The organism is Microbacterium wangchenii, from assembly GCF_004564355.1.
Classification (GTDB): Bacteria; Actinomycetota; Actinomycetes; order Actinomycetales; family Microbacteriaceae; genus Microbacterium; species Microbacterium wangchenii.
Map to the genome: position 1 here is coordinate 458787 of NZ_CP038266.1, position 26553 is coordinate 485339.

Sequence of the window (26553 nt, forward strand, 5' to 3'; positions counted from 1 at the left end):
GCCGGTGCCCTCCTCCGCCACATCGGCGGGGGAGGGCACCGGCGTCGTGGCCTCAGACGCGCGAGGCGGTCAGTGCGGCGTCCTCCGCCGCCGGGGTGCGGAGAGCCGGTCCCACCGTCGCCGTCGCCACGCGGGCGTCTCCCGGCGAGACCGGGTGCACGTCGCCGGTGACCTGTACGACGGACTCCGCCTCGCGCTGCGCGCACGACGGCCCGACCCACACGTCGACCCGGCCGGGCTCGACGATGCGACGCCCGGAGCGGTCGGTGAAGGCCAGGCGTGCGGTGGGCACCGTGAAGGTGACCTCCCGGGCCTCTCCCGGCTCGAGCCACACGCGCTGGTACGCCAGCAGCTGGGCGAGGGGCCGCGTGATGCTGCCGTACACGTCGTGGCCGTACAGCTGGACGACATCCGCGCCCGCGACCGCGCCGGTGTTGCGCACCGTCACGGCGGCGGTGAAGACGTCGCCGGCTGCCACCGTAGGCGTCACCTCCAGCCCGGCGTGCTCGAACGTGGTGTAGCTGAGCCCGTGACCGAACGGCAGGACGGGCGTGGGATCGGCGCTGGTGATGCTGCTGGGTCCCCCCAGGAAGGGGTGCAGATACGTGTACGGCTGTGCGCCGGCCGAACGCGGCAGCGACACGGGGAGCCGGCCGGACGGGTTCACCCGGCCGGACAGCACCGCGGCCACCGCATCCGCCCCCTCCTCGCCGGGGAAGAAGGTCTGCAGCGCGGCGCCGACCGGGTGCGGCCCGGTCAGGGCCCACTCCAGCGCGTAGGGGCGTCCGGAGACGACCACGAGCACGACCGGGGTGCCCGTCGCGGCGACCGCTTCGACGAGGTCTCGCTGGCGTCCCGGCAGCTCGAGATCCTCGACGTCGTTGCCTTCGCCGACCGTGCCGCGACCGAACAGGCCCGCGCGGTCGCCGACGACGAGGACCGCCACATCGGCCTCCGCCGCGGCGGCCACGGCGCCGGGGATGCCGGAACCGTCCTCACCCTCGACGTCGCATCCGCGCACGGCGTCCACCGCCGCGTCGGGGAACTCCGCGCGGACGGCGTCCAGCACCGTCGGGATGGCGATGCCCAGCGCGACATCGGGGTGGTGCGCGAGGACGTGGTTGGCGAACGAGTAGCAGCCCATGAGCGCCTCGGACGAGTCGGCATTGGGTCCGATCACCGCGACGCGGCGCACGGTCGCGGCAGGCAGCGGCAGGACGGCGTCGTTGGCCAGCAGGATGACCGATTCGCTCGCCAGGCGCCGCGCGATGTCGCGGTGCCGCGGCGAGTCGAGGTCGATCGAGGCGGGGGGCTCGGCGAAGGACTCGTCCAGCAGGCCCAGCTGCTCCTTCTGCGTCAGCACGCGCAGGACCGCGGCATCCAGCAGCGCCTCGTCGGCGATGCCCTCCCGCACGCGCGCGAGCAAGGGCTCGGCGTACGCGTCGCCGGTGGGCAGTTCCACGTCGATGCCGGCGGCCAGGGCGAGCTCGGCGGCCTCGCCGAGGTCGGCGGCGACGGCGTGCGTGGAGTGCAGGAACGCGACGGAGAAGTAGTCCGAGACGACGACCCTCTCGAATCCGAGCTCGCCACGGAGCAGGTCGGTCAGATACGCCGGGCTCGCCCCGACGGGGTCGCCGTCGATCTCGGCGTAGGAGTTCATGACCGACCGCGCCCCGCCGTCGCGCAGCGCCATCTCGAAGGGCGGCACCAGCACGTCGGCGATCTCCCGGGGTCCGGCGTGGACGGGGGCGTGGTTGCGCGCCGCCTGCGAGGCGGAGTAGCCGACGAAGTGCTTGAGGGTGGCGTGGATGCCGGCATGCTGCAGGCCGCGCACGTACGCGGTGCCGATCGTGCCCACCACGTACGGATCCTCGGCGATGCACTCGTCCACGCGCCCCCACCGCGGGTCGCGGATGACATCGAGCACCGGAGCGAGGCCCTGGTGGATGCCGAGCTCACGCATGGAGTCGCCGATGCTCTCCGCCATCTCCTGCACGAGGTCGGGGTCGAAGGAGGCGCCCCACGCGAGCGGCGTGGGGAAGGTCGCCGCCTTCCACGCGGCCAGGCCCGTGAGGCACTCCTCGTGGACGATGGCCGGGATGCCCAGGCGCGTCTCCGAGCGCAGCCGCCGCTGCTCCTCCCACAGCCACCGTGCGCGCTCGACCGGTTCGACCGGCCGCGTGCCGTACACGCGCGTGAGGTGTCCGAGCCCGTGCACGGTGGCGTCGGCGTACTTGGTGGAGGTGACCATCTCGTCCGCGAGCGGGGCGACGACCTCCCCGCCCTGATCGACCCAGTAGCCGACCAGTTGCGCCGCCTTCTCCTCGAGGGTCATGTCCGCCAGCAGCGCGCGCACGCGCGCCGAAGGCTCCGAGCGTTCCTGAGACATGTCAGCCCTTCACCGCGCCCGTGAGGCCACCCACGATGCGCCGCTCGAACAGGCTGAAGAACACCAGGGCGGGCAGCATCGACAGTGACGTGAACGCGAGCACGCGTGCGGTGTCCACGGAGTACTGCGACGAGAACGCCTGCACGCCCAACGGCAGGGTGAAGGCCTCTTCGTTGTTGAGGATGAACAGCGGCAGCAGGTAGGCGTTCCAGCTGCCGATGAAGGCGAGGATGCCCACCGTGATGACACCGGGCACCGCCAGCGGCAGGACCATGCGCCAGAAGAAGGCCAGGCGTCCGCATCCGTCGATGTAGGCGGCCTCCTGGATCTCGTCCGGGATGGCACGCAGGAACGGCACCAGGATGATCACCGTCGTGGGCAGTGCGAACGCGATCTGGGGCAGGATGATGCCCGGCAGCGTGTTCATCAGGCCGAGGCTGCGCACCACGATGTACAGCGGCGTGATGGCCACGGTGATGGGGAACATCAGCCCCGAGGCGAACAGGGCGTACAGGGCGCCACGCCCGCGGAAGCTGTAGCGCGCGATGACGTAGCTGGCCATGAGACCCAGCGCGACCGCGCCGACCGTGGTGGCGAGGGCCACGATCGTGGAGTTGCCCACCTGCGTCCAGAACTGCCCGCTGGTGATGACGCCGAGGTAGTTCTCGAAGTTCCACGGCGCGGGGAAGCCCGCCGGCTCGAGGGTGATCTGCGAGTTCGTGCGGAAGCCGCCGATGATGATGTAGATGACCGGTCCGAGCATGAGCGCGATGATCACCAGGGCGATGAAGTAGACGACCGGGGGTCCCCACGGCAGGCGCTGTCGCGTGCGCGAGAGGGGCGTCGCGCGACGTGTGGTGATGGCCATGGTGCTCATCGAGCACCCCTCTCTGTGATCGCGCCGGCGGTGTCGCGGCGCAGGATGAAGCGCTGGTAGACGAGCGCCACGATCATCGAGATGACGAAGATCACGACGGCCACGGCGTTGCCGTACCCGAAGTTTCCGGAGTTGCGGCCCGTGGCCACCATGTAGATCGCCATCGTGTTGGTGCCCGCCACGGAGGAGACGTACTGCCCCCAGATGATGTAGACGAGGTCGAACAGCTGCAGCGCTCCGATGATCGACAGGAACGCCCAGATGCGCAGGGTCGGGGCCAGCAGCGGCAGCGTGATGCGGCGCTGGATCTGCCAGTACGACGCGCCGTCGATGGCGGCCGCTTCGTAGAGCTCCTCGGGGATGCCCTGCAACCCCGCGAGGAACAGGATCACGGCGAAGCCGATGTACTTCCACGTCAGGATCGCCATGAGCGTCCAGATCGCGATCGAGGGGTCGGAGAGCCAGTCTGCGCGGAGGAACCCGAGCCCCAGGTTCTCCAGCGCGCCGTTGGCCGCGCCGTTGGTGGCCAGCAGCAGGCTGAAGCCGGTTCCCACGACGACCTCGGCGATGACGTAGGGGACGAAGATCAGCACGCGGATGACGGACTGCCCGCGCATCCGGCGGTTCAGCAGGAGCGCCAGCAGGATCGCGAGCGGGCCCTGCAGCACGAGCGACATCACGACGATGAAGCCGTTGTGCAGCAGCGCTGCCTGGAAGTTGGGGTCGGTGAAGATGACGACGTAGTTCTGCAGGCCGACGAAGTCGGTCGCCGGGCCGAAGCCGGACCAGCGGAAGAACCCGTAGTAGGCGGCCATGATCACGGGGAGGATCACGAAGCCGACGAAGAAGAGGACGGCGGGGCCGACCATGACCAGCACCTCGAGGCGCCCGGCCCAGCCCAGCCCACGCGGGCGGCGGCGATCCCGCGGCACGGACGGGGGCGGCGTGACGCCGCCCCCGTCGTGCTGCGCGAGATCGGAATCGCCCGTGGAGGACATCTCGCGGATGGACATACTCAGCCCTGCGCACCCGCCGTGTTGACGGTCTCGATGAACTGCTCGGGCGAGCTGTTGCCCGCCAGCATGTCCACGACGGCCACGTTCAGCGCGTTGCCGACGTTCTGGCCGAGCACGGTGTCCAGCCACTGCGACACGAACGGCGCCTGGTTGTAGGCCTCGAGGATGCCGACCAGGTAGGGCTCGGTGACCGCCTCCTGCGCGACGGAGTTCACCGGCGGCGACTGGAAGGCCTCGTAGTACTTCGTCTGCTGCTCGGCGCTGGCGACGAAGTTCAGGAAGTCGGCGCACTCCTCAGGAGCCTGCGCAGCGCACGAGTAGCCGTCGAGGCCGCCCATGAGCGACCCGGGCTCCCCCTGACCGCCGTCCACCTCGGGGAAGGGGAACCACGCCAGGTCGGGCAGCGGCTTCTCGTCCGGGGTCAGCGACGCGATCACACCCGGGTTCCAGGCCCCCATGAGCTCCATCGCGGCCTGACGGTTGGCGATGAGACCGGCCGAGCTGTTGGCGCCCTGCTGCGGTTCCGTGGTGAGGAAGCCGTCGTTGAACGGGTCGATGGATGCGAAGTCCTCGAGGTCCTCGGCGGCCTTCAGCCAGCATTCGTCGCTGAAGTCCTTGGTCTCGCTGGTCTCCTCGATGACGTCCGAGCTGCACTCGCGCAGCGCGAAGAAGTAGTACCAGTGCGCGGCCGGCCATGCCGCCTTGGCGCCCAGGGCGATGGGGGCGATGCCGGTGGTCTTCAGCTCCTCCGCCGCGGCCTTCAGCTCGTCGACCGTGGTGGGGTTCTCGGTGATGCCGGCGGCGTCGAACGCGTCCTGGCTGTAGAAGAACCCGCCGGGCAGCACGGAGAGGGGCATCGCCCAGATCTTGTCCTCGTACGTCTCGGCGGCGAACGCCACCTCGGAGATCTCCTCCTTGAGGCCGTCGTCGATGAGGTCGGTCAGGTCCATCAGCTGGCCCGCGTCCACCATGGCGGCCATCTTGCCGCCACCGCGCTGCAGGAAGATGTCCGGCGGGTCGCCGGCGTTCAGCGCGGTCTGCAGCTTGCCGTCCATGTCCTCGTTCTGGACGGACTGCATCTTGATCGTGACGTTCGGGTTCTCCTCCTCGAACGCCGCGATGGCGTCCTTCCAGAACTGCTGGCCGGGTCCCGTGGTGGAGTTCTGCCACAGCGTCATCTCGACCGAGCCGTCGCCCGAGTCCGAGCCGCCTCCGCCGCCCCCCGAACACGCGCTCAGAACGAGCGCACCTGCCGCGAGCGCCACCGCCCCCGCTGCGAATCGCTTGGTTCTCATGTGATCACCTGTCTCTTCATTGAGTGCACTCTCGCCCATCGAGGTGCCGCATCCCGCGCGTGTGCATCGCCGGGTGCTCAGCCAGTGTGCGCAGGGCGCGGGATCGCGTCAAACGTTTTCGAAAACATTTTCCATCACGCTAGGATCGGCGCCATGTCGCGGCGTCCCACCATCAACGACGTCGCCCGTGCGGCGGGTGTCTCCGTCGCCACCGTGTCCAAAGCGGTCAACGGGCGCTACGGCGTCTCACCCGAGACCGTCGAGCGCGTGCTCGCTGCGGTGGCCGAGCTCGGGTACGCCTCCAGCCTCGTGGCCAGCAGCATGCGCGCCCGCAGCACGGGCGTCATCGGGGTGCTCGTGGCCGATTTCGAGCCGTTCAGCGCCGAGATCCTCAAAGGCGTGGGCCGCGCGCTGCGCGACACCCACTACGACCTGCTCGCGTACAGCGGATCGCGCCAGCAGAACGGCGAAGGGTGGGAGCGGCGCTCGCTCAGCCGGCTGAGCGGCACGCTGATCGACGGCGCCATCATGGTCACGCCCACGATCCTGGGCGTCTCCGTCGACGTGCCGATCGTCGCGATCGACCCGCACACCGGTCGTGCCGACGTGCCCACCGTGGAATCGGACAGCTTCACGGGGGCGTGGGAGGCCACCCGCTACCTCGTGGAACTCGGGCACCGCCGCATCGGCTTCATCGCGGGCCGGCCGGATCTGCGCTCGTCGATCGCGCGCGACGCCGGGTACCGTCGCGCCCTGTCCGAGGCCGGCATCGCGTACGACCCCGCGCTGGTGCGGGTCGGCATGTACCACCCCGAGACCGTCCGTGAGCAGGCCCGGCTCCTGCTGGATTCGCCGAACAGGCCCACGGCGGTGTTCGCCGCCAACGACCTGTCGGCCCTCGGCGTCATCGAAGTCGCCACGCGTCTGGGCCTGAGCATCCCCGGCGATCTGTCGGTGGTCGGATTCGACGACATCCCGGAGTCCTCGCAGGCGGCGCTGCCGCTCACGACGGTGCATCAGCCGATGCAGCTGCTGGGGGCGACGGCTGCGACGCTCCTGGTGACGCTCATGCGGGGAGACGTGCCGGATGCCACTCAGGTGGGCCTGGCCACGCGCCTGGTGGTCCGGTCCACGACGGCGCCGCCGGCGTGAGGGTCACCGTCCCAGCACGGCGTCCAGAAGTCGCACCAGGTCCGCCTCGCGCAGCGGCTCGCGACTGAGGGCGCGGAGGATGACCGCGCCCGAGAGCGCCTCGGCGAGCTCGTCCACCGGGGTGTCGGGAGTGAGATTGGGGGCCGTGCCGATCGCCGAGCGCAGGCGTCCGGCAACCGATCCCGAGCCGGTGAGGCTGTCGCGCAGCCGGCGGCCGGTGTCGGCGTTCTCGGCGGCGGCGGCCACGAGCGAGCGCAGTAGCGTCTCGCCCTGCTCTTCGCCGAGCAGAGCGAACACCGTCGTGAGCCACTGCGAGAGGTCGCGCCGGATGTCGCCGGTGTCGGGGACGAGGAGGCGCCCGGGCAGGATCTTGCCCTCCAGCAGGCACTCCGCGATGACGGCTCCCTTCGAGGGCCACCAGCGGTAGATCGTCTGCTTGCCCACCTCGGCGCGCGCGGCGATGCCCTCGATCGTGAGTGAGTCGTACCCCCGCTCGGTGAGCAGATCGGCGGTGGCCTGCAGGATCGCCTGCCGTGCGGCCTCGCTGCGCACGGGTCCGCTGCGGGGCAGGGGCATGGCGGCTCCGATCTGAAGACGAGACGGTCCGTGTTATCTTAGCTGCTGCTCGTCGGCGTCGAGGGTGCCCCTCGGCGGGCCTGCCCTCACGAAACAGAGGATCCGCATGGCCGAACTTCTCCACCGTCTGGGAACCTTCGCCGCGCGCCGCGCGTGGGCGGTCGTGATCGCCTGGATCGCCCTGCTCGCGCTGGCCGGTGGCGGCTTCGCGCTGGGCTTCAAGGGGCTCAGCTCGAGCTTCGACATCCCCGGAACGGCCTCAGGGGAGGTGATCGCGGAGCTCGAGGACACCCTCCCCGAGTTCAGCGGCGCCTCCGGCACGGTGGTGTTCGCCGCCGACGACGGCGAGGCGCTCACCGATGCCCAGCGGGAGGAGATCGCCGCCCTCGTGGCGACGGCGGGAGACCTGCCCGATGTCTCGGACGTCATCGATCCCTTCGACGCAGAGCAGGAGCTCGCCGACCAGCGCGCCGAGGTGGAGTCCGGGCGTGCGCAGCTGGACGACGCCCGTGCGCAGACCGACGCCGGCCGCCAGCAGCTGGAGGCCGGGCGTGCGCAACTGACCGACGCGCAGGCGCAGCTGGACGCCGGGCGGGCGCAGCTGGAGGCGGGGCGTGCGCAGGCGCAGGCGCAGGGGCTCCCGACGGCGCAGCTGGACGCCCAGCTCGCTCAGCTGGATGCGCAGCAGGCGCAGCTGGACGCCGGTCTCGCCGAGCTGGATGCGCAGCAAGCGCAGCTCGAGGAGGGCGAGGCGACGCTCGCCGAGCAGGAGGCACAGCTCGAGCGGGGCGCCGAACTGCTGTCCTACGCCGACGGCATCCGGGTCGTGTCCGAGGATGGCGCGACCGCCCTGGTCAGCGTGTCGTTCACCGAGCCGCGACTGGAGCTGCCGGAGAGCTCGAAGCAGGCCGTCATGGACCACTTCACGGCCGAGCCGATCGACGGGGTGGAGGTGTCGTTCTCGACCGACATCTCCCAGGGCGTCCCGGAGATCCTCGGTGTCGGCGAGGCGGTGGGCGTCGCCATCGCCGGCATCGTCCTGGTCGTCGTGCTGGGCTCGCTCCTGGCGGCGTCGTTCCCCATCGTCACGGCCCTGACCGGCGTGGCGATCGGCGCCCTGGCGACCCTGTCGTTCTCCGGCGTCGTGCAGATGGCGTCGGTGACCCCCATCCTCGGCGTCATGCTGGGCCTGGCCGTCGGCATCGACTATTCGCTGTTCATCCTCTACCGCCATCGCCGCCAGCTGCTCCAGGGGGCCGACGTGGGGGAGTCGATCGGGCTGGCCAACGGCACCGCCGGCAATGCCGTCGTGTTCGCCGGGACGACGGTCATCGTCGCGCTGCTCGCCCTCAACATCACCGGCATCCCGTTCCTGGGACTCATGGGCACGGCCGGGGCGGCGAGCGTCGCGATCGCCGTGCTGATCGCGGTGACGCTCACCCCCGCCCTCCTGGGGCTGGCCGGGACCCGCGTGCTCGGCCGGCGCGCACGGGCGCGCGCGGCCGCGCATGCCGACGCGCCGCAGGAGTCCCGCGCGCGCGGACGGGCCGTGACGCCCATGTCGACGCTGCGGGCGGTCGTGACCGCGGTCGTCGCGGTCGTGGCGCTGCTGGTCGTGGCGATCCCGGCGCTGTCCATGCGCCTGGGCCTGCCCGACGGCGGCTCGGAGGCCGAGGACTCCCCGGCCTACCGGGCCTACACGGCGACCGAGGAGGCGTTCGGCGAAGGACTCAACGGGCCGCTCCTGGTCACCGCATCCCTGCCGGCGGGCCTGGACGAGGACGCCGTGCAGAACGCGCAGCTCACGGTGGCCCGCGAACTGGCCGCGCAGGAGGACGTCGACGCCGTCGCCCCGGTCGCGATCGCCGAGGACTCCTCGCTCGCGGTCTTCCAAGTGGTTCCCGCAGAGGGCCCCAACAGCGTCTCCACCGAGCGGCTCGTGCGCTATCTGCGCGAGCTGCCGCCCATCGACGGCGACATCGTCCTGGGCGTGGCGGGGCAGGCCGCCATCAACATCGACATCTCCGAGGGGCTGGCCGACGTGCTGCCGCTGTACCTCGTCGTGGTCGTGGGCCTGTCCTTCCTCATCATGGTGATGGTCTTCCGGTCGCTGCTGGTGCCGCTGCTCGCCACGGGCGGGTTCGTGCTGTCGCTGTTCGCGACGTACGGCGCCGTGACGGCGGTGTTCCAGTGGGGCTGGCTCGGTGCGCTGTTCGGCATCCACGATCCGGGCCCCATCCTGAGCTTCCTGCCGGTCATCCTCGTCGGGATCCTGTTCGGGCTCGCGATGGACTACCAGCTGTTCCTGGCGACGGGGATGCGGGAGGCGTACGTGCACGGCGCACCGGCGCGGCTGGCCGTCGCGCAGGGCTTCCGCGCCGGGCGCACCGTCGTGATCGCCGCGGCGCTCATCATGATCTCGGTGTTCGGCGGCTTCATCACTTCCGAGTCCGTCATCATCAAGTCGATGGGCTTCGGGCTGGCCTTCGGTGTGCTGCTGGACGCCATCGTCGTGCGGATGCTGCTGGTGCCGGCCGTGATGCACCTGCTCGGCCGGTCGGCATGGTGGCTGCCACGGTGGCTCGATCGCATCCTGCCCAACGTCGACGTGGAGGGTGCGGCACTGGAGCGCCGGCATCCGCACCACGCGGCGGTGTGACCGTCATCTCACAGAAGGCTCGTAGCCGGCGTCCGTAGATTCGCGGGCATGCCGGAATCGCTCGAAGAGCAGCAGATCACCGTGTCGGGTTCGGCCCTCCGGGCGATGCGCGACGAGTTCCAACGGTTTCTCATGGAGTACCGCTTCGGCCTGGCCGAGGTCGAGACGAAGATCTCGATCCTGCGCGAGGAGTTCCAGGAGGTGCACGACTACAACCCGATCGAGCACGTCACCAGCCGCGTGAAATCACCGGACAGCATCGTCGCGAAGGTGCGGCGCAAGGGACTCGAGCCCGACCTCGCTTCGCTGCGGACCTCCCTCATGGACATCGCCGGCATCCGCATCACGTGCAGCTTCGTCGAGGACGCCTATCGGCTGTTCGACCTGCTCACCCAGCAGGACGACATCACCGTGCTGAAGGTCAAGGACTACATCGCCGAGCCCAAGCCCAACGGCTACAAGAGCCTGCACGCGGTGCTCGAGGTGCCGGTGTTCCTCTCCACCGGGCGGGTGGGCGTGCCGGTCGAGGTGCAGTTCCGCACGATCGCGATGGACTTCTGGGCGAGCCTGGAGCACAAGATCTACTACAAGTACGACCGGCACGTGCCGGAGGAGCTGCTGGAGAACCTCAAGTCGGCCGCCGACACGGCCGCCGAGCTCGACGCGCGCATGCAGGGGCTGCATCGCCAGGTCCGCGGGTCTGCCTCCACCGCCGTGTGACGCGGGCCAGAATGGGCGCATGGCGGATGCGGTGGCAGAACTCGACGCGGCCGCCGACGCCCTGTACGGTCTGCCCCCGGCGGAGTTCACGGCCGCCAGGAACGAGCGAGCGGCGTCGGCCACCGGCGCGCTGGCGAAGCGGATCAAGGCGCTGCGCAAGCCCTCCGTCGCCGCGTGGGCGGTGAACCTGCTGGTGCGCGACGGGCAGCTGGCCGACGCGCTCGAGCTGTCGCAAGCCCTGCACGAGGCGCAGGACGAGCTGGACGCGCCCGAGCTGGCGAAGCTGGGCAAGCAGCGGCGCGCCCTCGTCGCCGGACTCGCACGCCGCGCGGGGGCCCTCGCCCGCGATGCCGGCACGCCGCTGAGCCGAGCGGTCCTGGAGGAGGTCGAGCTGACCATCAACGCCGCGATCGTGGATGCGGCAGCCGGCGCGGCGATCCTCACCGGCCGGCTCGTCCGGACGGTGCACGCCGACGGCATCGATGCGGCCGATCTGGTCGACGCGGTGGCGGGATCCGTTCCCGGAGTGCCCGACCGCCCCGCCCCCGGCCGGGACGATCTCGCCGCACGGCGTGCACGGAAAGCCGCAGAGGCAGCGGCGCGCGACGCCGACCGCGCCGCATCCGAGGCCGACCGGGAAGCGGCGCGCATCGAAGGGAAGCTCGCCAAGGCGCGCGAGCGCGCCGATCTGCTCCACGAGCGGGTGGACGACCTGCGCGCAGAGCTCGCGCGCATCGAGCGCGACGCGGATGCCGCGGACGAGAAGGTCACGGATCTGCAGGACGAGCACACACAGGCTCGCGATCGGGCGAAGACGGCGGCCCGGGCGGCGCAGCGGGCGCGAGCGGCGGTCGAGGACGCCGGATGACGGCACACGGCGTGCGGTCAGGAGAGGGTGTGAGCGAGCCCTAACATCGGAGCGTGGACTTCTCCCTCGTCATCACGCCCGACCTCATCGCCGTGTTCCTCACGCTGTTCGTGCTGGAACTCGTCCTGGGCGTCGACAACGTGATCTTCATCTCGATCCTCGCCTCCAAGCTCCCTGTCGCGCAGCAGGCGCGGGCCCGCAATCTCGGCCTGACCCTCGCGATGGTCCTGCGAGTGGGCCTGGTCTTCCTCGCCGGGTGGATCATCACGCTGACCGCCGACATCCTGCAGATCGGCGACCTGGGCTTCTCGATCAAGGACTTCATCCTGATCCTGGGCGGCCTGTTCCTCGTCTACAAGGCCGTCCACGAGATCCACCAGAAGCTCGAGGGGGCGGAGGAGCACGCGGACTCCGGCGGCGGCACCGCGACCTTCGGGTCGGTGCTCCTGCAGATCCTCGCCCTCGACCTCGTCTTCTCCCTCGACTCGGTCATCACCGCGGTCGGGATGACGACCAACATGATCGTCATCATCACCGCCGTCGTGCTCTCGTTCGGCATCATGCTGTTCGCGTCGCGGTTCATCTTCACGTTCGTGAACAAGCACCCCACGGTCAAGATGCTGGCACTGTCCTTCCTCCTGCTGATCGGCGTGTTCCTCATCGCGGAGGGCTTCGGACTGCACATCGACAAGGCGCTCATCTATGGCCCGATGGCGTTCGCGGTCTTCGTGGAGGCGCTGAACCTCATCGCCTCCGCCCGTCGCGCCAAGCGCTCGCAGAGCCGGCGCACTCCGGTGACGCTGCGGCCCCGCTACCCCGACGTCGATGAGTCGGTCGCAGTGTCGGCGGCCACCTCGCGCGGCGCCCGTGCGGTCGGGCTCTCACGCGGCCCGATCGAAGGAGAGGGTGCGCGGGAGGAACGGGCGGGGCTAGGTTAGCCCCATGCCGGCGACCGAGTTCCCGCGCGACCTCGCCACGATCGGCGTCATCTTCGGGCTGGCGGCGTTCGTGTGGGCCGGATGGGGCCAGGAGCGGCCGCCGTCGCGAGGCTGGCGGATCGCACTGCTGGTCCTGTGCGCCGCGGGGCTCGCGCTCGTGGGTTTCGGCATCCCGGCCGCGATCAGGACGTGGGACACCGGCACGGCCATCGAGCCGGGGACACCGGCTTTCATCGGGTACGTCGTGGCCTTCTGGCTCGAGGTCGTGGTCGCCGTGGTCGGGGTGCTCGTGCTCCGGCGGCGGGCGCGCCCGGAGCTCATCCCGGTCCTCATCCTCCTCGTCGTCGGGGTGCACTTCTTCCCGCTCGCCGTCCTCTTCGGGCAGGGCGTCCTCGCCGTCGCAGCCGTGCTCCTGGTGGCCGCCGCGGTGCTGGCCTACCTCCTGCGCCGACGCGCCGCGCCGAGCTTCTGGTGCGCCATCCTGGGCGCCCCGGTCTTCGTGATCGTCGGCGCGTGGTGCCTCCTCGGCGGCATCGCGGCGGCATGAGCGCGCAGCCGGGCGCCGGAGACGGAATCGAGGACCTCCTCGCCCGGGCGCGCAACCGTCTCGACGGGGCGCCGCGGGAGCGTCTCGGCGAGCTGCGGCGGCCCCGCCGCATCCTGGGCATCCCGCGTTCCCCGCGGATCGTGCCCGCCGGAGCGGCGTGGCACCTGGGGGTGCTCCTGCTGACCGAGGACGCGGTGCTCGCCACCGGTGACGTGGTCCGCGCGCGCACGGAGGCCGTCCGCGGCTACACGGCCGAGTCGCAGCGTGCCCGAGCCGGTCTCGCGCACGCCGCCAGCCGGGGCGGATTCGCCGACGGTGAGACGGTGCACGTGGGCTGGACGCGGCTGGAGCCGGCGGAGCTGGCTGCGGGCACCGTTCCGCTGGCGGTGCAGGAGGGGGTGCCCGTCGTGCGGTGGAGCGCGGCGGGCGGGTACATGCCGCTGTCGCGATACCTCGACGAGCGGATCGGGCTCCTGCTCTCCCCGCCCGAGCGCGCATAGTGCGGCGAGGGCCGCCGGTCAACTCCCGAGCGCCGATTTCTCGCTCACGTAGTGTTTCCCCGTGCAGGTATGGCCAGGATCCAGTTATCCCCTCGGTGCGACGTTCGACGGCAACGGAACGAACTTCGCGCTCTTCAGTGAAGGGGCCGAACGCGTCGAGCTCTGCCTCTTCGGAGAGGACGGCTCGGAGACCCGCGTCGACCTCGTGGACGTGGACGCGTACGTGTGGCACGCGTATCTCCCCACCGTGCAGCCGGGGCAGCGGTACGGCTACCGCGTGCACGGCCCCTACGACCCGGCGAACGGTCAGCGGTTCAACCCGAACAAGCTGCTCCTGGACCCCTACGCCAAGGCCGTCGACGGTCAGGTGCAGTGGGGGCAGTCGCTGTTCGGCTACAACTTCGGCGACCCCGACTCCCGCAACGACGACGACTCCGCCGCGGCGATGATGAAGGGCGTCGTCGTGAGCCCCTTCTTCGACTGGAGCGGCGACCGGCAGCCCAAGACCCCGTACGCGGACTCGTTCATCTACGAGGCCCACGTGAAGGGCCTCACGCAGCTGAACCCGAACGTGCCGGAGGAACTGCGGGGCACCTACAGCGGCGTCGCCCATCCCGCCGTCATCGACCACCTGCAGAAGCTCGGCGTCACGGCGATCGAGCTCATGCCGGTCCACCAGTTCGTGAACGACTCGACCCTTCAGGAGAAGGGGCTGTCGAACTACTGGGGCTACAACACCATCGCCTTCTTCGCTCCGCAGAACACCTACACCTCCACGGACCAGCACGGCCAGCAGGTGCAGGAGTTCAAGGCGATGGTCAAGTCGCTGCACGCGGCGGGGATCGAGGTCATCCTCGACGTGGTCTACAACCACACCGCCGAAGGCAACCACCTGGGGCCCACCCTGTCGATGCGCGGCATCGACAACGAGGCGTACTACCGCCTCGAGCAGGACGACAAGCGGTACTACACCGATTACACCGGTACGGGGAACAGCCTCAACGTAGGCAATCCGCACGCGCTGCAGCTGATCATGGACTCGCTGCGGTACTGGGTGCTGGAGATGCACGTCGACGGCTTCCGCTTCGACCTGGCCTCCACGCTCGCCCGCGAGTTCTACGACGTCGACCGGCTGGCCACCTTCTTCGAGCTCGTGCAGCAGGACCCGGTGGTCTCGCAGGTCAAGCTCATCGCCGAGCCGTGGGACGTCGGGCCCGGTGGGTACCAGGTCGGGAACTTCCCCCCGCAGTGGACGGAGTGGAACGGCAAGTACCGCGACACCGTGCGCGACTTCTGGCGCGGCGAGCCGCAGGCCCTGGGCGAGTTCGCCTCGCGTCTGACCGGATCCGCCGACCTCTACGAGCACTCCGGACGCCGGCCCGTGGCATCCATCAACTTCGTCACCGCCCATGACGGCTTCACGCTGCGCGACCTCGTGTCGTACAACGACAAGCACAACGAGGCCAACGGCGAAGACAACAACGACGGCGAATCGCACAACCGCTCCGACAACATGGGCGTGGAAGGCCCGACCGACGACCCGGCCGTCCTGGCTGCCCGCGCCCGCCAGCAGCGGAACTTCATCGCCACGCTCCTGCTCAGCCAGGGCGTGCCGATGCTGCTGCACGGCGACGAGATGGGCCGCACCCAGGGCGGGAACAACAACGGGTACGCGCAGGACAACGAGATCACGTGGGTCGACTGGGCCAACGCGGATCAGCCCCTCGTGGAGTTCACCGCGGCGCTGTCGCGGCTGCGCAAGGAGCACCCCACCTTCCGCCGCAGCCGCTTCTTCAACGGCCGCCCCGTGAAGATGGAGGAGGGCGCGCCGATGCCCGATGTCGTGTGGCTGCGGCCGGACGGCTCGGTCATGCAGCCCGAGGACTGGGAGTCCGGCTTCGGCCGCGCGATCGGGGTCTTCCTCAACGGCCAGGGGATCCGCGAGCGCGACCGTCGGGGCGAGCAGATCTCCGACCGCCACTTCATCGTGCTCTTCAACGCCGGCGACGAGCGTGTGGACTTCCGCATCCCCGACGTGAAATTCAGCCCGGAGTGGGACGTGCTCGTGGACACGGCGGGGGAGCAGGCCAACACGGCGCCTGTCGAGCCGGGCGCGGTGGTGCCACTGGAGGGGAAGTCGCTGCTCGTGCTGTGCGAGCACGACCTGCCCGAGCCGGAGGTGGATCACTCCGTCGCTGCGTCGCTGACGTTCCACACGAGCGCGATCGACATCGTCCCCTCCCCCTCGCCCAAGCCGGAGGTGGGATGACCGCGCGACCCCTGACCACCTACCGCCTGCAGGTGCGTGCCGCGTTCGACCTGGATGCGGCGGCCGCGGTGACCGGCTACCTGCGGGAACTCGGGGTCTCCTGGGCGTACCTCTCGCCGCTGCTGCGCGCGACGCCTGGCTCGGACCACGGCTACGACGTCGTCGATCCCACGCTCGTCGACCCCGAGCGCGGGGGTGCGGAGGGGCTCGCGCGCTTCTCCGACGCCGCGCGCGCGGCGGGCCTGGGGATCCTCGTGGACATCGTGCCCAACCACATGGGCATCTCCGCTCCGCGGGAGAACCCGTGGTGGTGGGACGTGCTGCGCCTGGGGCGCGACTCGGCGCACGCCGACGCCTTCGACATCGACTGGGAGTACGGCGGCGGGCGCGTGTGCGTCCCGGTGCTGGGCGCGTCGCTCGACGAGGTGCTCGCGGCCGGCGAGCTCGTGGTCGATCCCACCCCGGCGGCCGATGCCCCCTCCGGCGTGCTGCGCTACTTCGACCACGTCTTCCCGCTCACGCCGGGATCGATCGACGACGGCGGCCCGGTCGCCGTCTCGCAGGACGGCACGACGGCGGCGACGGCGACGCCCTGGAGCGACCCCGAGGTCGTGCGGGCCGTGCTCGAGCGACAGCACTACGAGCTGCGGTTCTGGCGCGACGAGGCCGCCGAACTGAACTACCGGCGGTTCTTCGCCGTGACGACGCTGGCCGGCGTGCGCGTGGAGCGGCCGGAGGTCTTCGAGGCCACCCACGCCGAGATCCTGCGGTGGCTGCGCGAGGGCCTGGCCGACGGTCTGCGGGTCGACCACCCCGACGGGCTGCTCGACCCCGGCGGCTACCTCGAGCAGCTGGCCGGCGCCACCGGCGACGCGTACGTGCTGGTGGAGAAGATCCTCGAGCACGGCGAGGCGCTGCCGGCCTGGTGGGCCACGGACGGCACCACGGGGTACGACGCGCTGGCCGAGTACGGCCGTGTCCTCACCGACCCCGTCGGCGAGGAGGGCCTGAACGCCCTCGACGCGCGGCTGCGCACGCAGACCGGCCTGCCCGCCGCATCCGCGTGGCACGACCTCATCCACGACACCAAGCGCATGATCGCCGAAACGATCCAGGTCGCCGAGATCCGCCGGCTCATCCGCGGACTCCCGACCCCCGTCGGGCAGGGCGACCGGCAGCGACTGCAGGACGCCCTCGCCGAGCTGCTGGCGTGCTTCCCGGTGTACCGGTCCTACCTGCCCGCCGGCCGAGAGCACCTCGATGCCGCCGCCGCCGAGGCCTCCGGTCGCCGCTCCGACCTCGCCGGCGAGATCGCCGAACTCGTCCCCGTCCTCGCCGACCCGTCGCTGGAGGTCGCGCGCCGCTTCCAGCAGACCACCGGCCCCGTCATGGCCAAGGGCGTCGAGGACACCGCGTTCTACCGGTACAACCGGCTCGGCTCCCTCACGGAGGTCGGCGGCGACCCGTCGCAGTTCGCCCTCCCGGTGGCCGGCTTCCACGCCGCGCAGGCCGCCCGCCAGTCGGCGTGGCCGCACGCCATGACGACGCTGTCCACACACGACACCAAGCGCGGCGAAGACGTGCGCGCGCGGCTCACGGTCCTGTCGGAGATGCCCGAGCGCTGGTCGCGCGTGCTGGAGGAGTTCCGCCACGTCGCCACCACCGGGCACGGGCCCTTCGACACGCTGCTGTGGCAGGCGATCGTCGGCGCGTGGCCCGGGCTCCCCCTGCCCGACGACTTCGCCGCCCGCCTGCACGCGTACGCCGAGAAGGCGGCGCGGGAGGCGGCGGAGTCGACCGGATGGTGGGACCCGGTGGAGCCGTTCGAGTCGGCCATGCACGCCGTCGTGGATGCGGCGACCGGGCACGCCGCCGAGCTCGTCGACGGGTTCGTCCGCGAGATCCTCGCGCCCGGGTGGGTCAACGGCCTCTCGCAGAAGCTCCTGCAGCTCGCCGGACCGGGCGTGCCGGATGTGTACCAGGGGTCGGAACTGTGGGAGCTCTCGCTCGTGGACCCCGACAACCGCCGCGCGGTCGACTTCCCCGCGCGCGCCGCGATGCTGGCCGACCTGGACGCCGGATTCGACCGCGGGGAGCTCCCCGACGTCGACGCCACCGGGGCCGCCAAGCTGCTCCTGACCTCGCGGACCCTGCGGCTGCGGCGCGACCGGCCGGATCTGTTCACGCGTTACACGCCGCTGACGGTCGTGGGCGAGGCATCCGCGCATGCCGTCGCCTTCGACCGCGGCGGTGCCCAGGCGGTGGCCACACGCCTGCCCCTCGGGCTGGCACGGCGGGGCGGATGGGGCGACACGGCGCTGCTGCGGCGTGAGACCCCCGCCGTCGACGTCCTCACCGGGCGACGGTACGAGGGCGGCGTGATCCCGCTGGCCGACCTGCTGTCGACGTATCCCGTCGCACTCCTCGTCCCCGAGGACGCGGCAGTGCACACCCCGCGCGAAGGAGGAACGCGATGATCGAGGTATGGGCGCCGCGCGCCGAACGAGTGCGACTGCAGCGACTCGGCGACGACGGCACGACCCTCGTCGAGGAGGTGCCGCTGCGACGCGGCACGGGCGGTCCGCATCCGGGCGCGGGATGGTGGTTCGCCGAGGTCGACCTCGCCGACGGCGAGCGCTACGGCTTCGTCCTCGACGACAGCGGCGAGCTCCGACCAGACCCCCGCTCGCGCCGCCAGCCCGACGGCGTCCACGCGGCATCGGCGTGGTTCGACCCGTCGCGGTACGCGTGGAACGACGCATCCTGGACGGGACGCCAGCTGGCCGGCGGCCTCATCTACGAACTGCACATCGGGACCTTCACGCCCGAGGGCACGCTGGATGCCGCGATCGGCCGCCTCGATCATCTCGTCGAGCTCGGCGTCACCCACGTCGAGCTCCTGCCGGTCAACGGCGTCAACGGGGTGTGGAACTGGGGATACGACGGCGTGCTCTGGTACACCGTCCACGAGGCCTACGGCGGGCCGGAGGCGTACCAGCGCTTCGTCGACGCCGCGCACGCAGCCGGGCTCGCCGTCATCCAGGACGTCGTCTACAACCACCTCGGCCCCAGCGGCAACTACCTCCCCGAGTTCGGCCCGTACCTGCGCACCGGCAGCCGCAACACGTGGGGCGACTCGGTCAACCTCGACGAGGAGGCCGTGCGGTCCTTCATCATCGACAACGCCCTCATGTGGCTGCGCGACCACCACGTCGACGGGCTGCGGCTGGACGCCGTGCACGCCCTCCACGACGAGCGCCCCACACACATCCTGCGCGAGCTCGCCGAAGCCGTCGACGCGCTGTCGGCGCATGTCGGGCGGCCGCTCACGACGATCGCCGAGTCGGACATGAACGACCCCACCCTCATCCTCCCGCGGGAGGCCGGGGGCTACGGCCTGACCGCGCAGTGGAGCGATGACTGGCACCACGCCGTGCACGTCGCCGTGTCGGGGGAGACCGTGGGCTACTACGCCGACTTCGCCGACGCGCAGGCGTTCGTCAAGGTGAGCACGAGCGGGTTCTTCCACGACGGCACGTACTCCTCGTTCCGCGGGCGCGACCATGGCCGCCGCATCCCCGGCGAGGTCCCGGCGTGGCGCCTCGTGACCTTCGCGCAGGACCACGACCAGATCGGCAACCGCGCCACCGGCGACCGTCTGTCGCAGAACCTGCCGTACTCGCGCCTGGCGGTGACGGCCGTGCTGACCCTCACGACGCCGGGCACGCCGATGCTGTTCATGGGGGAGGAGTGGGGGGCGTCCACGCCCTGGCAGTTCTTCACCTCCCATCCCGAGCCCGAGCTCGGCGAGGCGACGGCCAAGGGACGCATCGCCGAGTTCGCGGAGATGGGATGGGACGAATCGGTCGTTCCCGACCCGCAGGATCCCGACACCTTCACGCGGTCCAAGCTCGACTGGGACGAAGCATCCCACGGCGACCACCGGCGACTGCTGCAGCTGTACCGCGACCTGGCGCAGCTGCGGCGGGAGCGCCCCGAGCTGACCGACCCGAGCTGGTCCGCTCGCGACGCCCGGGTCGACGACCGACCTCACGGGCGCACGTATCACCTCGCGTGCGGCGACCTGACGGTGTTCGCGAACCTCACCGATGCTCCCGCCGACTGCGCGGTGGCAGCGGATGCGGTGGTGCTGCTGGCCACCGACGGAGCGACGATCAGCGGCACCGAGGATGCGCGCATCGTCACGATCCCGCCGGAGTCGGCCGTGGTGACGGGCCCGGCGCTCTAGACCGCCTCGCCCCCCGCGTCGTCCAGGCGCACGCGGCGCTCGTCGTCGAGGGGCGGCTCCTCGACGAGATCGGCGGGGTCGACGGGGCGTTCGTCCTCGGGCACGGGCCCGAGGAGGCTCTCATCCGGGTCGGCGGGCCGGTCCTCATCCACCGGCTCGTGCTCCAGGGGGGAGTCGGATGCGGGCGAACCGTTCGACATGACTGCTCCTCGGTCGTGCTGTGCGGGGATCGGATGCAGCGACCCTAACCCGTGCCGGCCAGGGAGACACCCCTCTTGCGCCCGCCCGAGGTCGGCGCAAGTGCCGCTGTCAACCCGGCGCGGCCGGAAGAGGGGAAAACGTACCGTCGAGGGCATGACCACGACCACGACCCCGGCGCGCCCGCTCGACCTCGTCCGTCAGATCGTCGTGCTCTCGGCGGTGTCGTTCATGCTGATCTCCGCCCTGCTGGGCACGGGCTTCCTCGGCGGCACCTCGGTCGAGAACACGCAGAGCGGATCGCTCGACTCCGATTCGACCTACCTGGCGCCCGCGGGCCCGGCGTTCTCGATCTGGTCGGTGATCTACGCCGGGCTCATCGCCTACGCGGTGTGGCAGGCGCTGCCGGGCCAGCGGGCGAACCCCCGTCAGCGCGCGCTCGGCTGGCTCATCGCTCTGACGGCGGTCATCAACGGCATGTGGCTCGTGGCCGCGCAGTTCTGGGCGCTGCCGCTGACGGTCGTGGTGATCGTGCTGCTGCTGATCGCGCTGGCCATCACCTTCCGCGTCGCCGTCGTGACGCGCACGCCCCGCGACGGGGCGGTGGACTCCGTGCTCATCGACGGCGTGACGGGCCTGCACCTGGGCTGGGTGAGCCTCGCCACCGTCGCCAACACGACGGCGTGGCTGACCGAGACGGTGCCGCAGGAGTGGGGCGAGAACCCCGCCGCCTTCGGCATCCCCGTCCTGATCGTCGTGGGCGTGATCGGGCTGGCGATGGCGTGGGCCAGCGGATGGCGCGTGACGCCGGGCCTCGCGATCGGCTGGGGAGCGGCGTGGCTCGCGGTCGGGCGCCTGACCGAGGAGCCGCAGAACACCGCCATCGGCGTGACCGCGATCGTGGTCGCGGCCGCGGTCGCGCTCATCCCGCTCGCCGTCGCCGGATTGCGCCTGCTGCGCCCCCAGGGTGACTGACTCCCGTCGCCCGTCCGCCGTTCGCGACGTCGGAGATTCGCGCCGACGTCGGAGGATGCGGCCCGCATGCTCCGACCTGGGTGCGATTCTCCGACCTCGGTGAGCGGCGTCAGGCGGAGGCGGTGGCGGCGAAGCGCTGCAGGAGACGCGCGGGCTCGGAGACGGATGCCGCGAGCACGCGCGCCGACAGCCGGTCGAAGTCCTCCGCCGGGAAGTACCCGTCGTTGCGGTAGATCGCCATGCGCGCCGTGAACGCGCGGGTGGTCGGCTCGGGGTGGAACTGCGTCGCGTACAGCCGGTCGCCCACGCGGTACGCCTGCACGAGGCACGCGTCGTTCTCCGCCAGCAGCACGGCCCCCGGCGGCACCGCCGCGGCGCCCTCCTTGTGGGCGGTGAGCGCCGTGAACGGGCTCGCCAGGCCGCCGAAGACGGCGTCGCCGGCCGCGTCGGCGGTGAGCCGGATCTCGGCGGGACCGGTGTCTTCGGGGAACGCGCGCGACACTTCGCCCCCCAGCATCCGTGTCACGACGCCGATGCCGTAGCACGTGAACAGCGCCGTGGTGGCGGATGCGGCCGCCTGGGCCGCGATCTCCTCGAGGCCCGATTCGACCTGCCGCTGGGCGTCGGTCTTCTCGCCGTCGGGATCGGTCAGGTTGAACGGGCTGCCGCCGACGACGAAGCCCGCGTACCGGTCGAAGACGTCGTCGGGCAGCGGCGCGCGCACGAGGTCATGGCGTGCGAGGCCCGACTCGTCGCGCTGCATCCCTTCGCGGAACGACGCGTACTCGGCGGCTGCGGCCTCCTCCTGCGGGCGCACGCAGACGTAGAGGAGAGGCAGGGGCACTCCGCGATTCTATGGCGGTGCGGTGGGGGCGGCGTGCGAGGAGAATCGGGCGATGGACCGTGCGCCCCACTCCCTGCTCGCCGAGGATGCGGCCGCCGTCGCCGCGATCGTCGCCGAGGCCGACCGGCGGGGGTGGGATGCGCGCGCCGAGGCGCTCGGGGAGGTCGCGCCGGGGAGAACCGCCGCCTTCCCCCCTGCCGTGCGCGTCTGGCTGACCGCGCGGCCTGGCGCGGCGGCACCGGACGCGCGCATCCTCGTCCGCGCCCTTCGCAAGGTCCCCGGCGTGCTGCTGGATGAGACCCGCCGCCTGCACTGAACCGGTCAGGGGCGCAGGCCATCCAGCCCGGGGATGTCCCACCTCTTCGCCGTGATCGTGAGCTCGTCGGTGCCGTCGGTGGCGCGCATCCCCTGCACGACGAAGTCGGCGTTCTCCGCGCGGAAGACCTGCCCGTCCTCGAGGGTGAACGTCCATTGGCCGCTCGCCGCGATCCACTGGCGGTACACATCGATGCGATTCGATTCCTGCAGAACGAGGTGGAACGAAGGGAGGGCGGGTGGGACGCCGTCGAAGCGCACCTCATGCTCGACGCCGGCCCACCCGTATGCCAGACCGCCCAGGGGCAGGGCCGCAGTCCAGGCGGGGGGCAGGCCATCGAAGGCGTCACTCACCTTCGCGCCCGACGTGAGCCAGACCTCGGTGTCGCCGGAGGCGGTCGAGGACGACGTGTGCGTGGTCACGGGAACGTCCGGCAGCGCCGCCATCCACGCCGACACCGCCTCGTCCGACGTGCCGTCCACCACAAGGGTCGCCTCACGAAGGCTGCCGTCCACGCCGACGGCGAACCGGATGCTCCGAACGTCCAGGCCGGTGGGCGGGGGCATTTCCCGCGCCCACACCGCCGGCTCGCCCCAGCCCGCCCCGGCCGCAGGTGACAGCCCTGCCGCGGAAGCCTCCGCCGGCGTGGCGAACTGCGTGCGGACGACCCAGGCGAACGCGTCGGAATCCGGCATGCCGCGGGTGGCGGCGGCGAGCGCCGACAGCACGGTGGGGATGTCGATGCCGGCATCCTCCCACCGCTCGCGCGTGCCGCCCGCGAGATACGGCTCCGGCGCCAGCGCGATACCCAGCATCCGGGACACCTCCTCGACGTCGTAGCCGGCCTGGAGCAGTTCCTCCGGCGGGAAGGCGCCGAGGATGCCCTCGACGATGAGCTCTTCGATCGCCTGAGCCTTCGAGATCCCCGTCTCCTCAACCCGGATTCCGGCCTGACGCTCGATCTCGTCCTGCAGGCTGAGCGATCCTACGGCTGCCGGCGGAGGCTCCGCCGCGCCGCAGCCGCTGACGGTGAGGGTCAGGGCGGCAGCCGCCGCGACCAGGACGAGCGAACGGCGCATGATTCTCCAGAGGTGGGCACGAGTGTTTCCCGCGGGGAGCGGCGGATGACCGCCCGCGCCACGCTAGGCGCTGCGCCGGCATAGACCCGCCCCGACCGCGGATGTCCGGACACCCCCGGACACCCGTTCTCGTGTCCGGGCCTGTCCGGAGTCGCCCCAGTGGTCGTCGTCGACCGTCGCGATGCCTTTGGCTGTAAGCACCCCCGGTGCGCCACATCCGTCCACAGACAGGTCCACCATGCTTCGCGCGCCGCGTCTTGCCCTTCTCACCATTGTGCTCGTCGCCGTCGCCGGTCTCACCGCGTGCGCGCCCAGCGACCCGGCCGCCTCGATCACGGCGAAGGCGGAGGGAGTCACGGTGACGGTGGCCGCTCCGCCGGGCGCCGACGACGACGCCGTCGTCGCGCCGGCCGTCGCTGCCGCGCTCGAGCTCGCGCCGGGGGAGTACCTCATGGCGCGCCCGGCGGAGATCACCGCCGACGGCGAGATCCCCGCATCCGGCGTCGCGCTGTCGATGACCCTGCCGCAGGAGCTGCCCGCAGACGCATCCGGCGCCTTCGCCTACTTCGACGAGACGGCGGAGGACTGGATGCCCGTGCCGACGACGATGGAGGGCGCGGTGGCCACGGCGACGGTGGATCACCTGTCGCTGTGGACGCTCGTCGTCACGGGTCCGCAGGAGGTGCTCGCCGATCTGGCCGAAGGATTTGCCGAGGCGGGCGAAGGCATCGTGGAGGTCGCCGAGGGAGTGGGCGATTCGGTCGCCGACGGACTCACGTGGTGGAGCCAGGAGGGACCCGGCGACTGGATCTACCGTCAGGGCGGGCTGCTGCTGGGAATCCAGACCGAGGCGCCCGACTGCGGGCCCGGCCCGTTGCCGGCATGGGTCGCGCACACCGACATCTCGATCCTCACCGGTTACTCCGAGAGCCACTTCGCCGTGCTGAGGTGCGTGGGCGCCGCCGCCGATCCCGAGCGCGTGCTGGTGAAGGCCGCGATGAACCGCGGCTACGGCTTCGCGGTGAGCTTCGCCCAGGATGTCGTGCCGGCGGATCTGGAGTGGACGGTGGGCGACGATCTGGTCGCCCTCGACGCCGATGCGCTCGGCGAGCTGTTCGCCGCCGCGGCCGCCGGGGGCGGCTACCTCGATCCCGCCGATGTGCTGATCGGTACGACGGAGGTGTCGTTCACGGTGGGCGAGGAGGAGGTCCGTGCGCTCGGGGGGCAGCCGGTCGTGCAGTTCGCCCAGGCGGCACCGGAGCAGGCGGTGCTGTCGGTGGTCTATAAGGCCCTGATCGGCATGGTCGAGGACTCCATGGGAGCCGTCGTGGGGACGATCCTGGCGATGCGGGACTGCGACCCGGGGGACCTGACGGCGCAGTCCGACACGACCGCGTGGGCAGGCTGGGTCGTGGCGTGTCTGCAGGCGGTCGGCGACGAAGACTTCCAGAAGGGCATCGACGAGATGGCCACCCGCGCGGCGGGGCAGGAGGCCTGGCCCGAGGAGATCGAGCGGCTGTGGACGGCGGAGGGGACGAAGACCCTGCGCAAAGCGCTCTCGGCGCTGAAGTGGATCGACGTCGTCTCGCTGGGGCTCACGCTCATCGACTACGCCGGCGACGACGACCCGTACTACGTGGCGATCGCGGCAGTCGATCTGCCCGCAGCCAACCCGGTCTGGGAGGACATCGACGGCACATGGTGCGCCGCCGACGGCTCCAGCTGCTTCGCCATCACTCTGCCGGGGGCATCGACCGGCGAGCTGGTCGAATTCGAGGGCATGCGGGAGGGGTGCTTCGCGGGGTTCATCTACGACCCGGCGACGACGGGCGCCAACATCATGTACTGCCCGGCGGGCGCCGCCACGCCCGCCGCGGAGGCCCCGATGTTCGAGGGGGATGACGCCACCCGGGATCGCCTGTGGGTCTGGCAGGGATTCGGCGCCCCCACCTGGTTCCGGGGCTGAGCGGCCCCGCTCGCCCTCTCGCGGTCACCCGCGTGCGACCGGCGCGGTCGGGTCGGCCGCCGTCACCCCCGGTAGCATCGGGTCTGCCGGAGCCGGGGGGCAGGCGGAAGCGGGGCGAACGTGGCGGCGATGCCGAATGAGGGGGCGACCGAGCCGGAAGTGTCGTTCGATGTCCTCGCCGCCGATCTGCAGCGACTGCGGAGGGAGGCCGGCGACATCTCGTACGCCGAGATCGCCGCCCGCATCGCCGCCCGCCGCGAATCCGAGGGCATGAGTGCGGGCGCCGCCCGCATCGCCCGCTCCACCGTCTTCGACGTCTTCCGCCCGGGCCGGCGGCGCGTGAACGCCGACCTGGTGCGCGAGGTCGCGCTCGCCCTCGGCGAGGACGAGCAGTCGGCGGCGCAGTGGCGCCAGCGGAGCCTGGACGCACGGGGGAGCCTCACCGCGGACGTCTCCGCCGCCCCGGCTCCCGCACCCACGCCGGTCGCACCTGCCGTCCACGGCCCGGGAGAGGGTGCCCTGCGGGTCGCGCTTCTGGTGGCGGTGCTGGTCGGATGCACCGGGCTGAACCTCTTCGGAGCAGCGGTGGTCCGCCGCTGGGACCTGCCCATATTCCTCGACATGATCGGCACCGCGACGGCGGCGTTCGCGCTCGGGCCCTGGTACGGCGCCCTCGTCGGCGTGACGACCAACGTGCTGGGCGGCATCATCCTGGGCCCGGAGAACGTGCTGTTCGCCGTCGTGAACGTCACCGGCGCGGTGGTGTGGGGCTACGGCATCCGCCGTTTGGCCCGCACGATCCCGCGCTTCGTCGTGCTCAACGTCGCGGTCGCCTTCGCGTGCACGCTCGTGGCCGTGCCGGTGAACGTCCTCTACGACGGCAACGGCGGTCATCTGAGCGACGCCGTCATCGCCGCGATGCGCGACGCCGAGGGCCTGTGGGCGGCGGCCTTCTCCGCCATCCTGCCCGTCTCCGTCGGTGACAAGGTCATCGCCGGGTTCCTCGCCCTCGCCTGCGCGCGCCTGCTCGGCCCGTTCCGCCTGCGCGAGCCCCAGCCCCCGCTTCTCGTGCCGGGCGGCGTGGGATCGCCCGCCCACCGGACCCGGATGACCGCCTGAG

The 26553-nt window shown here is 71.3% G+C and carries 22 protein-coding genes; 14 read left to right on the forward strand and 8 right to left on the reverse strand.

Features of this window, described 5'->3' with window-relative positions; translation table 11 throughout:
- Positions 1-52: 52 nt before the first annotated feature.
- From E4K62_RS02250 to E4K62_RS02265, 4 genes are read right to left on the reverse strand one after another with little or no spacing between them, the layout of a single operon-like run.
- Positions 53-2389, reverse strand: a complete 2337-nt coding sequence (locus E4K62_RS02250) for a beta-xylosidase/alpha-l-arabinosidase (RefSeq protein ID WP_135063165.1) — start codon at positions 2387-2389, stop codon at positions 53-55.
- A 1-nt stretch (position 2390) separates the two neighbouring features.
- A complete protein-coding gene (locus E4K62_RS02255) occupies positions 2391-3257 on the reverse strand; it encodes a carbohydrate ABC transporter permease (protein ID WP_240742920.1) in 867 nt (288 codons plus the stop codon).
- 5 nt (positions 3258-3262) lie between these two features.
- Positions 3263-4279 carry a carbohydrate ABC transporter permease gene (locus E4K62_RS02260; RefSeq protein ID WP_240742785.1) on the reverse strand — a complete coding sequence of 339 codons (1017 nt, stop codon included), beginning with the start codon at positions 4277-4279 and terminating at the stop codon, positions 3263-3265.
- Between the two features lie 2 nt (positions 4280-4281).
- Positions 4282-5577 (reverse strand): ABC transporter substrate-binding protein, encoded by a 1296-nt coding sequence (locus tag E4K62_RS02265; RefSeq protein WP_135063169.1) that lies wholly within the window; start codon positions 5575-5577, stop codon positions 4282-4284.
- 153 nt (positions 5578-5730) lie between these two features.
- Here E4K62_RS02265 and E4K62_RS02270 point away from each other — a divergent pair, with 153 nt between their 5' ends.
- Positions 5731-6729, forward strand: a complete 999-nt coding sequence (locus E4K62_RS02270) for a LacI family DNA-binding transcriptional regulator (RefSeq protein WP_135063171.1) — start codon at positions 5731-5733, stop codon at positions 6727-6729.
- A gap of 3 nt (positions 6730-6732) precedes the next feature.
- On the opposite strand, the gene E4K62_RS02275 is transcribed toward E4K62_RS02270, so the two are convergent.
- Positions 6733-7305 (reverse strand): TetR/AcrR family transcriptional regulator, encoded by a 573-nt coding sequence (locus E4K62_RS02275; protein WP_135063173.1) that lies wholly within the window; start codon positions 7303-7305, stop codon positions 6733-6735.
- A 106-nt stretch (positions 7306-7411) separates the two neighbouring features.
- Between E4K62_RS02275 and E4K62_RS02280 the strand changes: the two genes are divergently transcribed.
- From E4K62_RS02280 to treZ, 9 genes are all read left to right on the forward strand, one after another.
- Positions 7412-9964 (forward strand): MMPL family transporter, encoded by a 2553-nt coding sequence (locus tag E4K62_RS02280; RefSeq protein WP_135063175.1) that lies wholly within the window; start codon positions 7412-7414, stop codon positions 9962-9964.
- A gap of 48 nt (positions 9965-10012) precedes the next feature.
- Positions 10013-10684: a GTP pyrophosphokinase gene (locus tag E4K62_RS02285; protein ID WP_135063177.1), complete on the forward strand. Its 672-nt coding sequence runs from the start codon at positions 10013-10015 to the stop codon at positions 10682-10684.
- Positions 10685-10703: 19 nt separating this feature from the next.
- Positions 10704-11552 (forward strand): transposase, encoded by an 849-nt coding sequence (locus E4K62_RS02290; protein ID WP_135063179.1) that lies wholly within the window; start codon positions 10704-10706, stop codon positions 11550-11552.
- 53 nt (positions 11553-11605) lie between these two features.
- Positions 11606-12490: a TerC family protein gene (locus tag E4K62_RS02295; RefSeq protein ID WP_135063181.1), complete on the forward strand. Its 885-nt coding sequence runs from the start codon at positions 11606-11608 to the stop codon at positions 12488-12490.
- A gap of 4 nt (positions 12491-12494) precedes the next feature.
- Positions 12495-13037, forward strand: coding sequence for a hypothetical protein (locus E4K62_RS02300; RefSeq protein ID WP_135063183.1), 543 nt, complete (start codon positions 12495-12497; stop codon positions 13035-13037).
- Complete coding sequence (locus E4K62_RS02305) at positions 13034-13537, forward strand: glutaminase (protein ID WP_135063184.1); 504 nt, start codon at positions 13034-13036, stop codon at positions 13535-13537. The genes E4K62_RS02300 and E4K62_RS02305 overlap by 4 nt, the downstream gene beginning before the upstream one ends.
- 61 nt (positions 13538-13598) lie before the next feature.
- Positions 13599-15806, forward strand: a complete 2208-nt coding sequence (gene glgX, locus E4K62_RS02310; RefSeq protein ID WP_135063186.1) for a glycogen debranching protein GlgX — start codon at positions 13599-13601, stop codon at positions 15804-15806.
- The gene (treY, locus tag E4K62_RS02315) at positions 15803-18283 is read left to right on the forward strand and encodes a malto-oligosyltrehalose synthase (protein ID WP_135063188.1); all 2481 of its coding nucleotides are present in this window, start codon (positions 15803-15805) and stop codon (positions 18281-18283) included. The genes glgX and treY overlap by 4 nt, the downstream gene beginning before the upstream one ends.
- A complete protein-coding gene (gene treZ / locus E4K62_RS02320; RefSeq protein WP_135063190.1) occupies positions 18280-20055 on the forward strand; it encodes a malto-oligosyltrehalose trehalohydrolase in 1776 nt (591 codons plus the stop codon). Before treY ends, treZ begins: the two co-directional genes overlap by 4 nt.
- On the opposite strand, the gene E4K62_RS02325 is transcribed toward treZ, so the two are convergent.
- Positions 20052-20255 (reverse strand): hypothetical protein, encoded by a 204-nt coding sequence (locus E4K62_RS02325; RefSeq protein WP_135063192.1) that lies wholly within the window; start codon positions 20253-20255, stop codon positions 20052-20054. The two genes, treZ and E4K62_RS02325, sit on opposite strands and share 4 nt — an antisense overlap.
- 154 nt (positions 20256-20409) lie before the next feature.
- Here E4K62_RS02325 and E4K62_RS02330 point away from each other — a divergent pair, with 154 nt between their 5' ends.
- Positions 20410-21228 carry a tryptophan-rich sensory protein gene (locus E4K62_RS02330; RefSeq protein WP_135063193.1) on the forward strand — a complete coding sequence of 273 codons (819 nt, stop codon included), beginning with the start codon at positions 20410-20412 and terminating at the stop codon, positions 21226-21228.
- A gap of 109 nt (positions 21229-21337) precedes the next feature.
- On the opposite strand, the gene E4K62_RS02335 is transcribed toward E4K62_RS02330, so the two are convergent.
- Entirely contained in the window at positions 21338-22072 is a 735-nt protein-coding gene (locus E4K62_RS02335; protein WP_240742786.1) for a glutamine amidotransferase-related protein, read from the reverse strand.
- Positions 22073-22124: 52 nt separating this feature from the next.
- On the opposite strand from E4K62_RS02335, the gene E4K62_RS02340 reads away from it, so the two are divergent.
- On the forward strand, positions 22125-22388 hold the full coding sequence (locus E4K62_RS02340; RefSeq protein WP_135063195.1) for a hypothetical protein: 264 nt from the start codon (positions 22125-22127) through the stop codon (positions 22386-22388).
- A gap of 5 nt (positions 22389-22393) precedes the next feature.
- Here E4K62_RS02340 and E4K62_RS02345 read toward each other — a convergent pair whose 3' ends face one another.
- Complete coding sequence (locus tag E4K62_RS02345; RefSeq protein ID WP_135063197.1) at positions 22394-23467, reverse strand: hypothetical protein; 1074 nt, start codon at positions 23465-23467, stop codon at positions 22394-22396.
- A 238-nt stretch (positions 23468-23705) separates the two neighbouring features.
- On the opposite strand from E4K62_RS02345, the gene E4K62_RS02350 reads away from it, so the two are divergent.
- Together E4K62_RS02350 and E4K62_RS02355 are read left to right on the forward strand one after the other, a co-directional pair.
- Positions 23706-25433 carry a hypothetical protein gene (locus E4K62_RS02350; RefSeq protein ID WP_135063199.1) on the forward strand — a complete coding sequence of 576 codons (1728 nt, stop codon included), beginning with the start codon at positions 23706-23708 and terminating at the stop codon, positions 25431-25433.
- A 129-nt stretch (positions 25434-25562) separates the two neighbouring features.
- The gene (locus tag E4K62_RS02355; protein WP_135063201.1) at positions 25563-26552 is read left to right on the forward strand and encodes an ECF transporter S component; all 990 of its coding nucleotides are present in this window, start codon (positions 25563-25565) and stop codon (positions 26550-26552) included.
- Position 26553 lies beyond the last annotated feature (1 nt).

Excerpts from the sequence above, each read along its gene's own strand:
- E4K62_RS02250 (WP_135063165.1), bottom strand. The coding sequence starts at position 2,389 with ATGTCTCAGGAACGCTCGGAGCCTTCGGCGCGCGTGCGCGCGCTGCTG.
- E4K62_RS02255 (WP_240742920.1), bottom strand. The coding sequence starts at position 3,257 with ATGGCCATCACCACACGTCGCGCGACGCCCCTCTCGCGCACGCGACAG.
- E4K62_RS02260 (WP_240742785.1), bottom strand. The coding sequence starts at position 4,279 with ATGTCCATCCGCGAGATGTCCTCCACGGGCGATTCCGATCTCGCGCAG.
- E4K62_RS02265 (WP_135063169.1), bottom strand. The coding sequence starts at position 5,577 with ATGAGAACCAAGCGATTCGCAGCGGGGGCGGTGGCGCTCGCGGCAGGT.
- E4K62_RS02270 (WP_135063171.1), top strand. The coding sequence starts at position 5,731 with ATGTCGCGGCGTCCCACCATCAACGACGTCGCCCGTGCGGCGGGTGTC.
- E4K62_RS02275 (WP_135063173.1), bottom strand. The coding sequence starts at position 7,305 with ATGCCCCTGCCCCGCAGCGGACCCGTGCGCAGCGAGGCCGCACGGCAG.
- E4K62_RS02280 (WP_135063175.1), top strand. The coding sequence starts at position 7,412 with ATGGCCGAACTTCTCCACCGTCTGGGAACCTTCGCCGCGCGCCGCGCG.
- E4K62_RS02285 (WP_135063177.1), top strand. The coding sequence starts at position 10,013 with ATGCCGGAATCGCTCGAAGAGCAGCAGATCACCGTGTCGGGTTCGGCC.
- E4K62_RS02290 (WP_135063179.1), top strand. The coding sequence starts at position 10,704 with ATGGCGGATGCGGTGGCAGAACTCGACGCGGCCGCCGACGCCCTGTAC.
- E4K62_RS02300 (WP_135063183.1), top strand. The coding sequence starts at position 12,495 with ATGCCGGCGACCGAGTTCCCGCGCGACCTCGCCACGATCGGCGTCATC.
- E4K62_RS02305 (WP_135063184.1), top strand. The coding sequence starts at position 13,034 with ATGAGCGCGCAGCCGGGCGCCGGAGACGGAATCGAGGACCTCCTCGCC.
- treY (WP_135063188.1), top strand. The coding sequence starts at position 15,803 with ATGACCGCGCGACCCCTGACCACCTACCGCCTGCAGGTGCGTGCCGCG.
- treZ (WP_135063190.1), top strand. The coding sequence starts at position 18,280 with ATGATCGAGGTATGGGCGCCGCGCGCCGAACGAGTGCGACTGCAGCGA.
- E4K62_RS02325 (WP_135063192.1), bottom strand. The coding sequence starts at position 20,255 with ATGTCGAACGGTTCGCCCGCATCCGACTCCCCCCTGGAGCACGAGCCG.
- E4K62_RS02330 (WP_135063193.1), top strand. The coding sequence starts at position 20,410 with ATGACCACGACCACGACCCCGGCGCGCCCGCTCGACCTCGTCCGTCAG.
- E4K62_RS02340 (WP_135063195.1), top strand. The coding sequence starts at position 22,125 with ATGGACCGTGCGCCCCACTCCCTGCTCGCCGAGGATGCGGCCGCCGTC.
- E4K62_RS02345 (WP_135063197.1), bottom strand. The coding sequence starts at position 23,467 with ATGCGCCGTTCGCTCGTCCTGGTCGCGGCGGCTGCCGCCCTGACCCTC.
- E4K62_RS02350 (WP_135063199.1), top strand. The coding sequence starts at position 23,706 with ATGCTTCGCGCGCCGCGTCTTGCCCTTCTCACCATTGTGCTCGTCGCC.
- E4K62_RS02355 (WP_135063201.1), top strand. The coding sequence starts at position 25,563 with ATGCCGAATGAGGGGGCGACCGAGCCGGAAGTGTCGTTCGATGTCCTC.